This is a genomic window from Rhizobium sp. P43, from assembly GCF_056730705.1.
In genome coordinates this window covers 1,620,871-1,633,990 of sequence record NZ_CM161539.1, presented here as the reverse complement: position 1 = coordinate 1,633,990, position 13,120 = coordinate 1,620,871, and the positions used below count along the sequence as shown (strand labels likewise).

General features: G+C 62.0%; 12 protein-coding genes. 5 read left to right on the top strand and 7 right to left on the bottom strand.

The features are described from left to right. Nucleotides 1-93 precede the first annotated feature (93 nt). On the top strand, nucleotides 94-1,233 hold the full coding sequence (locus AC1PUL_RS08080; protein ID WP_480468531.1) for a DUF2336 domain-containing protein: 1,140 nt from the start codon (nucleotides 94-96) through the stop codon (nucleotides 1,231-1,233). 5 nt (nucleotides 1,234-1,238) lie between these two features. On the opposite strand, the gene AC1PUL_RS08075 is transcribed toward AC1PUL_RS08080, so the two are convergent. From AC1PUL_RS08075 to parE, 3 genes are all read right to left on the bottom strand, one after another. Next, nucleotides 1,239-1,658, bottom strand: coding sequence for a hypothetical protein (locus tag AC1PUL_RS08075; protein WP_480467715.1), 420 nt, complete (start codon nucleotides 1,656-1,658; stop codon nucleotides 1,239-1,241). Nucleotides 1,659-1,794: 136 nt separating this feature from the next. After that, nucleotides 1,795-3,033: an AI-2E family transporter gene (locus AC1PUL_RS08070; RefSeq protein ID WP_480467714.1), complete on the bottom strand. Its 1,239-nt coding sequence runs from the start codon at nucleotides 3,031-3,033 to the stop codon at nucleotides 1,795-1,797. 59 nt (nucleotides 3,034-3,092) lie between these two features. Beyond that, nucleotides 3,093-5,141, bottom strand: a complete 2,049-nt coding sequence (gene parE / locus AC1PUL_RS08065) for a DNA topoisomerase IV subunit B (RefSeq protein WP_480467712.1) — start codon at nucleotides 5,139-5,141, stop codon at nucleotides 3,093-3,095. A 217-nt stretch (nucleotides 5,142-5,358) separates the two neighbouring features. Here parE and AC1PUL_RS08060 point away from each other — a divergent pair, with 217 nt between their 5' ends. The 4 genes from AC1PUL_RS08060 to AC1PUL_RS08045 all read left to right on the top strand — a co-directional run bounded on the left by AC1PUL_RS08060 (nucleotide 5,359) and on the right by AC1PUL_RS08045 (nucleotide 9,458). After that, nucleotides 5,359-6,240 (top strand): alpha/beta fold hydrolase, encoded by an 882-nt coding sequence (locus AC1PUL_RS08060; protein WP_480467710.1) that lies wholly within the window; start codon nucleotides 5,359-5,361, stop codon nucleotides 6,238-6,240. Between the two features lie 145 nt (nucleotides 6,241-6,385). Then, the gene (gene tpiA / locus AC1PUL_RS08055; protein WP_298465295.1) at nucleotides 6,386-7,156 is read left to right on the top strand and encodes a triose-phosphate isomerase; all 771 of its coding nucleotides are present in this window, start codon (nucleotides 6,386-6,388) and stop codon (nucleotides 7,154-7,156) included. 108 nt (nucleotides 7,157-7,264) lie between these two features. Next, on the top strand, nucleotides 7,265-7,687 hold the full coding sequence (gene secG, locus AC1PUL_RS08050; RefSeq protein ID WP_298465298.1) for a preprotein translocase subunit SecG: 423 nt from the start codon (nucleotides 7,265-7,267) through the stop codon (nucleotides 7,685-7,687). Nucleotides 7,688-7,820: 133 nt separating this feature from the next. Further along, complete coding sequence (locus AC1PUL_RS08045) at nucleotides 7,821-9,458, top strand: CTP synthase (protein WP_480468530.1); 1,638 nt, start codon at nucleotides 7,821-7,823, stop codon at nucleotides 9,456-9,458. An 87-nt stretch (nucleotides 9,459-9,545) separates the two neighbouring features. Here the strand turns inward: AC1PUL_RS08045 and AC1PUL_RS08040 are convergent, their stop codons facing one another. From AC1PUL_RS08040 to trpD, 4 genes are read right to left on the bottom strand one after another with little or no spacing between them, the layout of a single operon-like run. Continuing rightward, complete coding sequence (locus tag AC1PUL_RS08040) at nucleotides 9,546-10,760, bottom strand: molybdopterin molybdotransferase MoeA (RefSeq protein ID WP_480467708.1); 1,215 nt, start codon at nucleotides 10,758-10,760, stop codon at nucleotides 9,546-9,548. Continuing rightward, nucleotides 10,760-11,257 carry a cyclic pyranopterin monophosphate synthase MoaC gene (moaC, locus tag AC1PUL_RS08035; protein ID WP_480467707.1) on the bottom strand — a complete coding sequence of 166 codons (498 nt, stop codon included), beginning with the start codon at nucleotides 11,255-11,257 and terminating at the stop codon, nucleotides 10,760-10,762. Before moaC ends, AC1PUL_RS08040 begins: the two co-directional genes overlap by 1 nt. Further along, the gene (trpC, locus tag AC1PUL_RS08030; RefSeq protein WP_480467706.1) at nucleotides 11,254-12,069 is read right to left on the bottom strand and encodes an indole-3-glycerol phosphate synthase TrpC; all 816 of its coding nucleotides are present in this window, start codon (nucleotides 12,067-12,069) and stop codon (nucleotides 11,254-11,256) included. The genes moaC and trpC overlap by 4 nt, the downstream gene beginning before the upstream one ends. A 15-nt stretch (nucleotides 12,070-12,084) precedes the next feature. Next, nucleotides 12,085-13,101: an anthranilate phosphoribosyltransferase gene (trpD, locus tag AC1PUL_RS08025; protein WP_480467705.1), complete on the bottom strand. Its 1,017-nt coding sequence runs from the start codon at nucleotides 13,099-13,101 to the stop codon at nucleotides 12,085-12,087. Nucleotides 13,102-13,120: the final 19 nt, after the last annotated feature.

Genomic DNA, 13,120 nt, shown 5'->3' with positions numbered 1-13,120 from the left:
ATCAACGTGGTGAACGTTTCTTAACCACTTTGAACCTATTGTCGAATTTACCGAGAACTTCGGTTTGTGGACGGGTAAAGAGTGGGTTCGGCTTTGATCGTTGCAGCTTTTCTCAGATGGGTCGAAACGGCGAAGTCGCATGAGCGGGCGCGTGCCGCAAACGCTCTGGCGCGTGCGTATCTGAGGTCGGATATGTCGCCGCAGGAGCGGCAGTCCGCTCAGATGGCCATGACCTATCTTTTGGACGATCCGTCGCCCCAGGTTCGTCTGGCGCTTGTCGATGTGCTGGCGCATGAAGAACAGGCGCCACGTGCCATGATGGTTTCTCTGGCCGAGGACCAGCCTGAAATCGCGTCGGCCGTCATCCTTTATTCTCCGGTCCTGTGCGATGCCGACCTCGTTGATATTGCCGGTCGGGGGACCGTGGAGACGCGCGCGCTCATTGCTGCGCGCCGAGAGGTCAGCGTTGGCGTTGCTGCCGCGCTCGCCGAGATTGGCGATGCAGCCGAGCTTGAAGTGCTGCTGGAGAACCCCGGTGCACGCATCACAGCGTTCACACTGCGCCGTATTGCAGAGCGCCATGGGGACAACGAACGGATCCGCGCGCTTCTCCTTGATCGCGCGGATCTGACGAGCGCTGCACGTCAGTTGCTTGTGCAGTTCGTGGCTGAAGCTCTTGCCGGGTCTGACTTGGTCATTGGAGCAATCGGTACTCGTCGTATTGAACGCATAGCCCGCGAGGCCGGTGACAGCGCGACGATCGCGCTTCTCGCCGATGTGCACGGAGATGAACTCACGCGTTTGACCGATCAACTGCTTGAGGCGGGCCGCCTGACGCCAGCTTTCCTGATGCATGCTCTTTGCGCGGCGCGCACGGACTTCTTCTCCGCAGCGATTGTAGCCATCTCCGGCCTGGAAGAACGCCGCGTCCGCTCCATTCTGGCAACGGGTCGTTTTCACGCCGTCCGGGCTCTTCTCGAATCAGCCGGTCTGAAGCGCGATGTGAGCCCGCTGTTCGTCGAAGCAATCATGCTCTGGAGAAATCTCATCCAGTCGGCGAATGGCTTCGAGCTCGACCATATCGCCCAGCGCATCGTCGAGCGTTACCGTGGCGATCACAGTTTGAGTGAGCCCGCCCGCGCTCTGATCGACATGGTCGAGCGACTGGCCATTCAGGAAGAACGCCGTATCGCTCGGGATTATGCGAGCGGTTTCGCGCTGGCGGCAGCCTGATCGGATCAGGGGACAATCTTCTTGGCGACCCAGGAATAGCTCTCCGACACCACGTGAATGGGTTTTTCGAAGATCATCTTGATCTGGGCCTTGCCGGGCAGGACTTCGCGCACCGCATCGATAGCCTTGTCCTTGAGGGTCTTCTTCTGCTCTTCGGTGGGCTCGGAGACCACAGCTGCCTCCGTGGCGTTTTGCTGGGTAGGTGTCTGAGCGGCGAGCGCCTCCGTAATGTCCGGCGGCGGCAACTGGCAGACAGCAACGGCGGTTGGATATCCGATATTGGTATAACGTCCGAGAACCTGTTCGGAAGCAGCGTTGCAAAGTTCGATCGAAACAAAGCGCTCCGGCGGGGTCTCGACGAATTCGCATTGGCTGACGCTATCGTCGCAGCCAAGGATCGTCATCATGATCAGGGCGGTCTTCATCTCTGGCTCCGGATGATTTTTGAATTGGCCGACGAAACAGAAGGATTGGAGCCAAACCAAGGCATATCGCGTATCGGTCTGGCGACGCCTTGATTATCTCGGCAAAGTTTCATGCCTCTGAAGCCGGCTGACCGAGCTACCCGGTTGAAAGCCGTCGCGTTTCCGGCTCCGGTTGACGCACTAGATCCAGTTCACCCTGTGCCTCCAGTGAAGGATCCTCGTCGGAGAGTTCCACTTCGCGGATCCACTCCCGCCAGATCGATACCAGCAGCGCCATCAGTACCGGTCCCAGGAACAGACCGAGGAAACCCATGGTCTTCACGCCGCCGACGAGGCCGAAGAATGTGGGAAGGAACGGAAGCTGGATCGGCCCGCCGACAAGCCTCGGGCGTACCGTCTTGTCGACGATGAAGAGTTCGACGGAGCCCCAGACGAAGAGAGCAACGCCTTCGAACATCGAACCGCTGGCAACGAGGTAGATCGAGACAAGCGTGAACGACAGCGGTGCGCCGCCCGGAATGAGGGCCATGACGCCGGTGATGACGCCCAGGGTGACGGGCGAGGGGACGCCGGCCAGCCAGTATGCGATGCCGAGAATGATGCCCTCGGCGATGGCGATCAGCGTCATGCCGGTGACGGTCGAGCTGATCGTTGCCGGAACGACGCGGGAAATCCGTTCCCATCGGTTGGGCAGAATGCGTTCGCCGAGCAGGTCGAGCTGACGTGAGAAGTTGGCACCATCGCGATAAACGAAGAACAGGGCGATGAGCATGAAGAGAAGCGTCAGCACCAGATGGAACAGACCATCACCTGCGGCGATGACGGCCCGATAGATGTTGCCGATATTGGCGCCGCTTACCAGTTGGATAAGCTCACCGATCGCACCCGGCTGCCCGATATGCTCGTTCCACTGCGTTGAAAGCCAATCACCGATGCGGGGCAGGGCGGCAATCCAGGCCGGCGGGGGGGCACCGGTCTCGTTTGCCTGCACCGCCCAGCTGATCCACTGGCGCATTTCGTCTACGGCATAGGAGATCGCGATCCCGATCGGGATGATCAGAAACATCAGTATGGCGGTCAATGCGATGGTGGCGCCGATGGTCGTGTTGCCGCCGATCCGCTCAAGCAGGCGTCGATAGAGCGGCCAGCTGGCAAAGGCGATGACCAGCGCGGCAAGCACCGGCACCACGAAGCCATGGAAGAAATAGATCGCGGCAATCCCGATCAGCACCAGCAGCCAGCGCGCCACGGAAATCGGCGTAATCAGGGCGATGCGGTTGGCCGTCGCCTGGCCGAGCCAACGCGGCCCTTTCGACGGGGTCTGGATATCAGCCTGGCTCACGATCTGGAATGTCCCGTTAAAGCTGCCCTGCATATGGAGCATTATCGTCCGTGAGACAAGCGGCGCTGCATGCCCTCATTGCTCTAATGACCTCAGATGTCGAGATTTTCCGCAAACGCCGCCCGATCCTGAATGAAGCGGAAGCGGGCCTCCGGCTTCGTTCCCATCAGCGCATCCACGGCGTCACGCGTGCCTTCGAAATCGACATCATCGATCTCGACGCGCAGCAGCGTCCGCTTGCCCGGATCCATGGTGGTTTCCTTGAGCTGGGCCGGCATCATTTCACCGAGACCTTTGAAACGGCCGATCTCGACCTTCTTGCCCTTGAACACCGTTTCCATCAGCTCCGCCCGGTGAGCGTCGTCACGGGCATAGACCGTCTTGGCACCCTGGCGGATGACATAGAGCGGCGGCACCGCAAGATAGAGGTGATTGCCGCGGATGAGCTCCGGCATTTCCTGGTAGAAGAAGGTGATCAGCAGAGACGCGATATGCGCACCGTCGACGTCGGCATCGGTCATGACGATGATGCGCTCGTAGCGCAGATCTTCCTCGCGGTACTTCGACCGCGTACCGCAGCCCAGTGCCTGGATCAGGTCGGCGATCTGCTGGTTTGCCATCAGCTTTTCGCGGCTTGCCGAACCGACGTTCAGAATCTTGCCACGCAGGGGCAGAATGGCCTGATTGGCACGGTTGCGCGCCTGCTTGGCCGAGCCACCGGCCGAGTCACCTTCGACGATGAAAAGCTCGGCGCCTTCGGCTGTATTCTGTGAGCAGTCGGCAAGCTTGCCCGGCAGGCGCAGCTTGCGCACCGCCGTCTTGCGGTTGACTTCCTTTTCCTTGCGGCGACGCAGGCGCTCTTCGGCCCGCTCGATCACCCAGTCGAGCAGCTTGGCCGCCTCGTTCGGATTGTCGGCGAGATAATGGTCGAAGGGATCGCGCAGCGCGTTTTCGACGATGCGCTGCGCCTCGACGGTCGCGAGCTTGTCCTTGGTCTGGCCGACGAATTCCGGCTCGCGAATGAAGACCGAGAGCATGCCGACCGCCGAGATCATCACGTCGTCGGTGGTGATCTGCTGCGCCCGCTTGTTCTGCGTCAGTTCGGCGTAGTTCTTCAGCCCCTTGGTGAGCGCGATGCGAAGGCCGGCCTCATGCGTGCCGCCTTCGGGAGTCGGGATGGTGTTGCAGTAGGAGTGGACCTGCGGGTCCCCGCCATACCAGGTGATCGCCCATTCCAGCGCGCCATGCCCGCCAGTCTTTTCCGTCTTGCCGGCAAAGATCTCTCGGGTAACCGTGAATTCCTTGCCGAGTGTGGCGGCCAGATAGTCCTTCAGACCTCCGGGGAAGTGGAAGACCGCCTTTTCCGGGATCTCGCCACCTTCCTGCACCATGCCGGGATCGCAGGACCAGCGGATCTCGACGCCACCGAACAGATAGGCCTTGGACCGCGCCATGCGGAAGATCCGGCCCGGGTCAAATTTCGCGTGGTCGCCGAAGATCTGCGGATCGGGATGGAAACGCACCCGCGTGCCGCGCCGATTGTGGACTTCGCCCAGTTCTTCAAGCCCGCCCAGCGGTACGCCGCGCGAGAAGCGCTGGCGATAGAGCTTGCGATTGCGTGCGACTTCGACTTCCAGCAGGTCGGACAGCGCATTGACGACGGACACACCCACACCGTGCAGACCGCCCGAGGTCTCATAGGCCTTGCCGTCGAACTTGCCGCCGGCATGTAGCTTGGTCATGATGACTTCAAGCGTCGACTTGCCTGGTACCTGCGGATGCAGTTCGACCGGGATACCACGGCCGTTGTCAGTGACTGTCAGGAAGCCTTCGGCATCGAGATGCACGTCGATGAAGTTCGCGTGGCCTGCGACGGCTTCGTCCATCGAGTTGTCAATGACTTCGGCAAAGAGGTGATGCAGCGCCTTCTCGTCGGTCCCGCCGATATACATGCCGGGACGCATGCGCACGGGCTCGAGCCCCTCGAGAACGCGGATCGAGGACGCGCCGTATTCGTCCGCACCCGGCGTCGGAGCCGTTGCAGCGGGTCGGGCGACCGGCGCCGGGGAGGGCGCAGGCGTCGGATCTGCCTCGACCTTGCGGTCGATCGGCATGCCGGAAAAGAGATCGTTGTCGTCCATGGCGTCGTTCGATACTCTGTTGCTGTTCGTTGCCGGGTCTGCGGCCCCTTCGGAAAGCCGCCGCTCCAGGCCCGTCGCTGTTGCGAATCGGTCGGATTGTGCCAGAAAGGCAGGGCAGGCGCGAAGGGCCAGACAGCCGGCGCATGTTGAATGCGGGCCAGCTTTGCGTGGGCCATTTCGCGAAGGCAAGCGCGAGGCGAGAGGAAACCCATCTTCCATGCAGATGTCCACAGCTCATTTCCGCACTGCGGCGATTTCCTGCGTTCTCTTTCCGTTTCTGTTTCTCACCAGTGTCCGCGCCGAGACGGTAGGCCCCTTCAAGGACGAGCTCTTCTCGGCGCAGACGGTGATTGAATCGCTGGATGGTGGCGACTTTACCCGTGTTGATTACGACGAGATGCGGGACATTAACGGTCGCGACAGCATTCCCGAGCGCCGCGTGAAGGATCGCTACGTCTCCCTCAAGGTTCGGCGGGTTCAGGAAAACCAGACGCTGCAGCTTGCGACGGGGCCGATGGAGGTCGGACGCGTCGGGCGCGATCAGGGGCAGGCCTTCACAGTGATCTTCATTCATGGCCGGGGCGGCGACCGGCGTCTCGGGCTGAACGACATCAGTTTCGGCGGCAACTTCAATCGCCTGAAGAACCTCGCCGCCGAAAACGGCGGAACCTACTACGCCCCCTCTGTCCGAAGCTTCGACGACAAAGGTGTTGCCGACATCGCAGCATTGATCGCCCACGCCTCGGCCCAGTCCGGTGGCAAACCGGTGGTGCTCGCCTGCGCATCCATGGGAAGCTTCATATGCTGGGGCATTTCCCGCGATGCCGCTACGGTCGCAAAGCTGTCAGGGATGGCGATCCTCGGAGGCGCGCCCGATCCGGCGCTGCCGAAGAGTGCGGCTGCCAAGGCAAAGCTGCCAATCTGGTTTACCCATGGCAGCCGTGACAGCGTCTATGCCGCCGATGACCAGATCTCCATCTACCGGAAGCTGAGAGCCGCCAGGCAACCGGTTCGCTTCACGCTGTTCGAGACTGGCTCCCATGGCACGCCTGTCCGGATGACGGATTGGCGGGCTGTACTCAACTGGCTGATCCGCTGAGCGTGACGCATTGCCGGTTATCCGGGCGGCGAAGGTTCACATTTTCACCATATCGCCCGATAAAGCGGCCAATCCATTTGCATAATCTTTCCATACAGGTTCAGATTTGCTACTTCGCAAAAGCGAAATAGGGGTTTTTCACGACATGACACCGGATGTTCGTCCGCTGGTTGCGGGCAATTGGAAGATGAACGGCACGCGGGCTTCGCTTGATCAGATCAAGGCGATCGCAGAAGGTGTGCAGGGACCGCTGTCCGACAAGGTCGACAGCCTGATCTGCCCGCCGGCGACCCTGCTCTATGTCTCGACCGCGCTCTGCACCGACAGCCCGCTCGAAATCGGTGCCCAGGACTGCCATCAGAATGCGTCGGGCGCCCATACCGGCGATCTCTCGGCAGAGATGATCGCGGACTGCTTCGGTACCCATGTCATCGTCGGCCATTCGGAGCGTCGCACCGACCATGCCGAAACCGATCATCTCGTGCGGGCGAAGGCCGAAGCGGCATTCAAGGCGGATCTGACTGCCGTGATTTGCATCGGCGAAACAGCCGAGGAGCGCAAGTCTGGCCAGACGCTCGACATATTGAAGCGCCAGCTTGCCGGATCCGTTCCGGATGGAGCCCAGGCAGAACGCACCGTGATTGCTTATGAACCGGTCTGGGCGATCGGCACGGGGTTGACGCCGACCACGGGCGATGTCGCCGAAGCCCATGCCTTCCTGCGCGCCGAGCTCGTCAAGCGCTTCGGCGAAGAAGGCAAGAAGATGCGGCTGCTCTATGGCGGTTCGGTCAAGCCGTCGAATGCCCGCGAACTCATGGCGGTCGAGAATGTCGACGGTGCCCTGATTGGTGGTGCAAGCTTGAAGGCTGCGGATTTCCTCGCCATATACCGGGTCTACGAGGAATTGACCGCCTGACGGCGAAAGCCTCGAAAAGCGGGAGAGGGGCTTTCAAAGCCCGGTCCTCTCATGTAAAGAGCCGCCAACCTCATTGATTTTGCCCTGACAGGGCAGGATGGACATTCCATGCAGACCGTATTGCTCGTTATCTACCTCATGGTCGTCGTCGCCCTGATCGGCGTCGTCCTCATCCAGCGCTCCGAGGGCGGTGGTCTCGGCATCGGCGGCGGATCGGGCTTCATGTCGGCACGTGGCACAGCCAATGCCCTGACCCGGACCACGGCGATCCTTGCGACGCTGTTCTTCGTCATCTCGCTGGCGCTCGGCATCCTGGCGCGTCATGAGTCGCGTCCGACCGACATTCTCGACCGCATCCCGGCCGGCAACGGCACGACGCAGGGCGGCGGCAGCGTTCTCGACCAGCTCCCGGGCGCAGCACCGGCTCTGCCGTCGACGACCGCACCGGCTGCCTCCACACCTGCGGCACCGGCGACCACGCCGGCAGCACCCGCCCCGGCGGCAGACCCCAACGCCGTTCCGAACAACTGATCGGAACGACTTCCATCACTCCGGCGGGCTCAAGGGTCCGCCGGTTTTCTTTTGTGCATATTCCGCCCTGTTCACGAAAAATTTGGGACAAGCCCGATTGGGACTGGCGGAATCGAATCTGAAACGGTATCCGGTGAAGCCCATGGCGCGATATGTATTCATCACTGGCGGCGTGGTTTCCTCTCTTGGCAAAGGAATTGCGGCCGCGGCACTCGGAGCATTGTTGCAGGCACGGGGTTACCGCGTGCGTCTGCGCAAGCTGGACCCCTACCTCAATGTTGACCCGGGCACCATGAGCCCGACTCAACACGGCGAAGTCTTCGTCACCGACGACGGCGCCGAGACCGACCTCGATCTCGGTCACTACGAACGCTTCACGGGGCGTTCGGCCACCAAGACCGACAACATCACCACCGGTCGCATCTACAAGAACATCATCGACAAGGAACGTCGCGGCGACTATCTCGGCGCAACCGTTCAGGTCATTCCGCACGTCACCAACGAGATCAAGGACTTCGTTATCGAAGGCAATGACGACTATGATTTCGTCATCTGTGAGATCGGTGGCACCGTCGGCGACATCGAGGCCATGCCGTTCATGGAAGCGATCCGTCAGCTCGGCAACGACCTGCCCCGCGGCACGGCCGTCTACGTTCACCTGACCCTGATGCCCTATATCCCGGCAGCGGGCGAACTGAAGACCAAGCCGACACAGCATTCGGTGAAGGAGCTGCAGGCGCTTGGTATCCATCCCGACATTCTGCTCGTCCGTGCCGACCGCGAGATCCCGCAGGCCGAACGGCGCAAGCTGTCGCTGTTCTGCAACGTGCGCGAAAGCGCCGTGATCCAGGCCCTCGACGTCGCCAACATCTATGACGTGCCGATGGCCTATCACAAGGAAGGCCTCGACAACGAGGTTCTGGCCGCCTTTGGTATCGAACCGGCACCGAAGCCGCGTCTGGATGCATGGGAAGAGGTCTGCAACCGCATTCGCACGCCGGAAGGCGAAGTCACCATCGCGATCGTCGGCAAGTATACCGGCCTCAAGGACGCCTATAAGTCGCTCATTGAAGCGCTCTATCACGGTGGCATCGCCAACCGCGTGAAGGTGAAGCTCGAATGGATCGAGTCGGAAATCTTCGAGAAGGAAGACCCGGCCCCGTGGCTCGAAAAGGTCAACGGTATCCTCGTGCCCGGCGGCTTCGGCGAGCGCGGCTCGGAAGGCAAGATCCTGGCGGCCCAATTCGCCCGTGAACGCAAGGTGCCGTACTTCGGCATCTGCTTCGGCATGCAGATGGCCGTCGTCGAAGCGGCGCGTCATCTCGCCGGCATCGAAAATGCGTCCTCGACCGAATTCGGCAAGACCGAAGAGCCGGTTGTCGGTCTGATGACAGAATGGATGAAGGGCAACGCGCTTGAGAAGCGTTCCGCAGCGGGTGATCTCGGCGGCACCATGCGTCTCGGCGCTTACAAGGCCTCGCTGAAGAAGGGCACCAAGATCTCGGAGATCTACGGCTCGACCGACATCTCCGAGCGTCACCGCCATCGCTACGAGGTCAATGTTGATTACAAGGACCGCCTGGAATCCTGCGGCCTGGTCTTCTCAGGCATGTCGCCCGACGGCCTGCTGCCGGAGACGGTGGAATATCCCGACCATCCCTGGTTCATCGGCGTCCAGTACCATCCGGAACTGAAGTCACGTCCGCTGGACCCGCATCCGCTCTTTGCGAGCTTCATCGGTGCGGCGCTGGAACAGAGCCGACTGGTCTGAGACAAGCGACGAGAAACACATGCAAAGACCCGGCCTGAGTGCCGGGTCTTCTGTTTCAATCACCTTGCAGGCAGTTGGGAGATGCGTTCAAGGGCGCAACAGCAACACCGGGACCATCTCGCCCGCCTCGGCGGCTGGTGCATGCGGCGGTCGTATGATCAGGCAGTCCGACTGCGAGAAGATCCGCATCATCGACGAATCCTGTTTGCCGAAGCTTTCGACGAGCGGAATATCGCCGCCGTCAGCCAGGAGCCTTGCCCGCACGTAATCCTGCCGCTTGTCGTTGGCGGGCATGCCAATGCGCAGCCTCGCCGAAGCCATCCGCCGCGCAGGCATTCGATGTCCGAGATGGCACAGCAGCGGCTCCAGAAACAGCAGCCCACAGACAAGGCTGGAGACCGGATTGCCGGGCAGCCCCAGCACCTGCATCGCATCCAGCCGCCCGACCATCAGCGGCTTGCCCGGGCGCATGGCGATCCGCCAGAAATCCAGTTCCATGCCGGCGGAGAGGAGCGTCGACTGCACGAGATCGTGATCGCCGACCGAGGCGCCGCCGAGCGTCACCAGGACATCCACACCACTGGATCGCGCCCGCCCGATCGCTTCAAGCAGCAGGTCCCGGTTGTCGGGGACAATGCCGAGATCGATGACCTCTGCGCCATTGTCGCGGGCGAGTGCCGCAATACCAAAGGTGTTGGAGCCGATGATCTGGCTCGGGCCGCGGGACGCCCCCGGGTATACCAGTTCGTCGCCTGTGGCGAGGATCGCGACTCGCGGACGACGGAAGACGGGAAGTGCGGCATGGTTCATCGCAGCCGCAAGCGTCAGATGGCTGAAATCGAGGTGCACACCTGCAGAGAGCGCAACATCGCCCTCGGCAAAGTCCTGCCCACGCGGTCGGATATGTCGCCCCTTGCTGACGGCAAAATTGGTTCGGATGCGACCGCCCTCAAGCTTCCCGGCATCCTCCTGCAGAAGAATGCTGTCAGCACCATCAGGGACGGGGGCCCCGGTGAAGATACGCACGGCTTCGCCCGAAGCGAGGGTCCCGGAGTATCCATGCCCGGCTGCCGATTCGCCAACGACCGTCAGAATTGACCCGACTTCGGCGGCGTCTTCGGCACGCAGCGCATAGCCGTCCATGGCCGAGGCATCGAAGGGTGGCTGGGTGAGGCGTGCCGTCAGATCGGTCGCCAGCACCCGGCCGTTGGCCTCATGCAGCGAAACCTGCTCAGTCTCGGCAATCGATCGCGCTGCGGCCAGAAGCCGTGAAAGCGCGTCCTCGACTGGCAGGAGCGACATCAGCCTCGCTCCGGATGGCGGAAGTCGCCCGACTTGCCACCGCTCTTTTCCAACACCCGGATGCCGCCGATTTCCATGGTTTTGTCCACGGCCTTGGCCATGTCGTAGATCGTCAGGCAGGTCACGGAGACGGCGGTCAGTGCCTCCATCTCGACGCCGGTCTTGCCGGTGAGCTTGACGGTGGCCTCGACGCGGAGACCGGGGAGTTGTGCATCCTCGGTGATATCGACGGTCACCTTGGACAGCATCAGCGGATGGCAGAGCGGGATGAGATTGCTGGTCTGCTTGGCAGCCATGATCCCGGCGATCCGGGCCGTTGCGATCACGTCGCCCTTCTTGGCGTTGCCCTCCCGGATCGTCGAAAGCGTCTCGGGCTTCATCTTTACGAAGCCTTCGGCCACGGCCACACGAACCGTGTCATCCTTGGCCGAGACATCGACCATATGCGCCTCGCCGGAGGCGCCGATATGCGTCAGACCATTCGACCCGGTCGTCATTCCGCAGCCAGTGCGCCGGTCTTGCCGGTCAACAACATCCGGGTCGCCTCCGTCACATCGTCCTTGCGCATCAGGCTCTCGCCGACGAGGAAGGTGGTGATGCCGGACCTCTGAAGTCGCTGGCAATCCTCATAGATGAAGATGCCGCTTTCGCCGACGAGCAGGCGATCGGCAGGCACCATCGATGCCAGTTCCTCGCTCACCGTGAGGCTCACATCGAAGGTGCGCAGATTCCGATTGTTGATCCCGACCAGCGGCGACTTGAGCTTCAGCGCCCGTTCCATCTCGTCCGCGTCATGCACTTCAATCAGCACATCCATGCCGAGTTCAAATGCAACCGCCTCGAGCTCCGCCGCTTCGCCATCCGACAGCGAGGCCATGATCAGCAGAATGCAGTCCCCACCCCAGGCGCGGGCTTCATAGACCTGGTAGGCGTCGAACATGAAATCCTTGCGCAGCGCCGGAAGCGCACAGGCCTTGCGCGCCGCAGTCAGAAATTCCGGCGCGCCCTGGAAGCTCGGTGTGTCGGTAAGAACGGAAAGACAGGCAGCACCACCGGCCTCATAGGCCGCAGCCAGGGAAGGCGGGTCGAAATCCGGGCGGATCAACCCTTTGGACGGGCTTGCCTTCTTGATCTCGGCGATCAGGCCGAAACGCCCTTCGTCCCGGGCCCGCACGAGCGCGCGGTAAAAGCCGCGCGGCGTGTCTTGGCCCGCGATCCGGTCCTTGAGTTCAGCCAGCGAAACGGCGGCCTTGGCGGCTGCGATTTCTTCGCGCTTGTAGGTTTCGATGCGCTTCAGGATATCGGTCATACGCTGAACTTACCCTCAAGCAGCAGAGTTGGAAATGGCGATCAGCTTTTCGAGCGCCCGAGCGGCGCTTCCCGTGTCGAGCGACTGGCTGGCGAGATGCATGCCCTCGGTCACGTCCTTGGCCTTGCCAGCAACGATCAGCGAGGCCGCTGCGTTGCAGAGCGCCACATCACGATAGGCAGTCTTTGCGCCGCCCAGCACATCGCGAAGTGCTGCGGCATTGACGGCGCCGTCGCCACCCCGGATCGCGTCGAGCGAAACCGTTGCAACGCCAAAATCGCCGGGGGTGAGTTCGAAGGTCCGGATCTCGCCGTCCTTCAGCTCGGCCACCTGGCTCGGGCCCGTGGTGGTGATCTCGTCGAGACCGCTGCCATGCACGACCCAGGCGCTGCTCAGCCCCAAGTCCCTCAGCGCCTCGGCGCCGGGCACGAGCCATTCAGGCGAATAGACGCCGAAGAGCTGTTTCTTGACGCGGGCAGGGCTCGAAAGCGGGCCGACAATGTTGAAGATCGTCCGTGCGCCGAGCTCGACGCGGGCAGGGCCGACATGGCGCATGGCCGGATGATGCAGCTGCGCGAACATGAAGCCGATGCCGGCTTCGCGAACGCAGCGGGAGATAAGGTCGGGCTCGATGTCGAGCTTGACACCGAGTTGCGAGAGGGCGTCGGCCGTGCCGGACTTCGAGCTCAGCGCCCGGTTTCCATGCTTGGCAACCGGAACACCGGCGCCCGCCACGATCAAGGCAGCCAGCGTCGAGATATTGTAGGTGTTGGTGCCGTCACCGCCGGTTCCGACGATGTCGATGGCATCCTCGGGAGCATCCACCGGCACCATCTTCTGCCGCATGATCGAAACGGCACCGGCGATTTCGTCGACAGTCTCGCCGCGGACCCGAAGACCCATCAGGAAGCCGCCGACCTGCGCCATGCTGGCTTCGCCCGACATCAGGATTTCGAACGCGTCGCTCGCTTCCTGCCGGGTCAGAGGCTGGCGCGCGGCGATCTTGGCGATGAAGGGCTTCAACCCGGACATACTGCAGCTCCCCCTGTGC

Bases quoted from the DNA above. Each gene is read 5' to 3' on its own strand.
- parE (WP_480467712.1), bottom strand. From the start codon at position 5,141: ATGGACGACAACGATCTCTTTTCCGGCATGCCGATCGACCGCAAGGTC.
- AC1PUL_RS08070 (WP_480467714.1), bottom strand. From the start codon at position 3,033: ATGCAGGGCAGCTTTAACGGGACATTCCAGATCGTGAGCCAGGCTGAT.
- secG (WP_298465298.1), top strand. From the start codon at position 7,265: ATGCAGACCGTATTGCTCGTTATCTACCTCATGGTCGTCGTCGCCCTG.
- moaC (WP_480467707.1), bottom strand. From the start codon at position 11,257: ATGACGACCGGGTCGAATGGTCTGACGCATATCGGCGCCTCCGGCGAG.
- AC1PUL_RS08060 (WP_480467710.1), top strand. From the start codon at position 5,359: ATGCAGATGTCCACAGCTCATTTCCGCACTGCGGCGATTTCCTGCGTT.
- AC1PUL_RS08040 (WP_480467708.1), bottom strand. From the start codon at position 10,760: ATGTCGCTCCTGCCAGTCGAGGACGCGCTTTCACGGCTTCTGGCCGCA.
- tpiA (WP_298465295.1), top strand. From the start codon at position 6,386: ATGACACCGGATGTTCGTCCGCTGGTTGCGGGCAATTGGAAGATGAAC.
- AC1PUL_RS08075 (WP_480467715.1), bottom strand. From the start codon at position 1,658: ATGAAGACCGCCCTGATCATGATGACGATCCTTGGCTGCGACGATAGC.
- trpD (WP_480467705.1), bottom strand. From the start codon at position 13,101: ATGTCCGGGTTGAAGCCCTTCATCGCCAAGATCGCCGCGCGCCAGCCT.
- trpC (WP_480467706.1), bottom strand. From the start codon at position 12,069: ATGACCGATATCCTGAAGCGCATCGAAACCTACAAGCGCGAAGAAATC.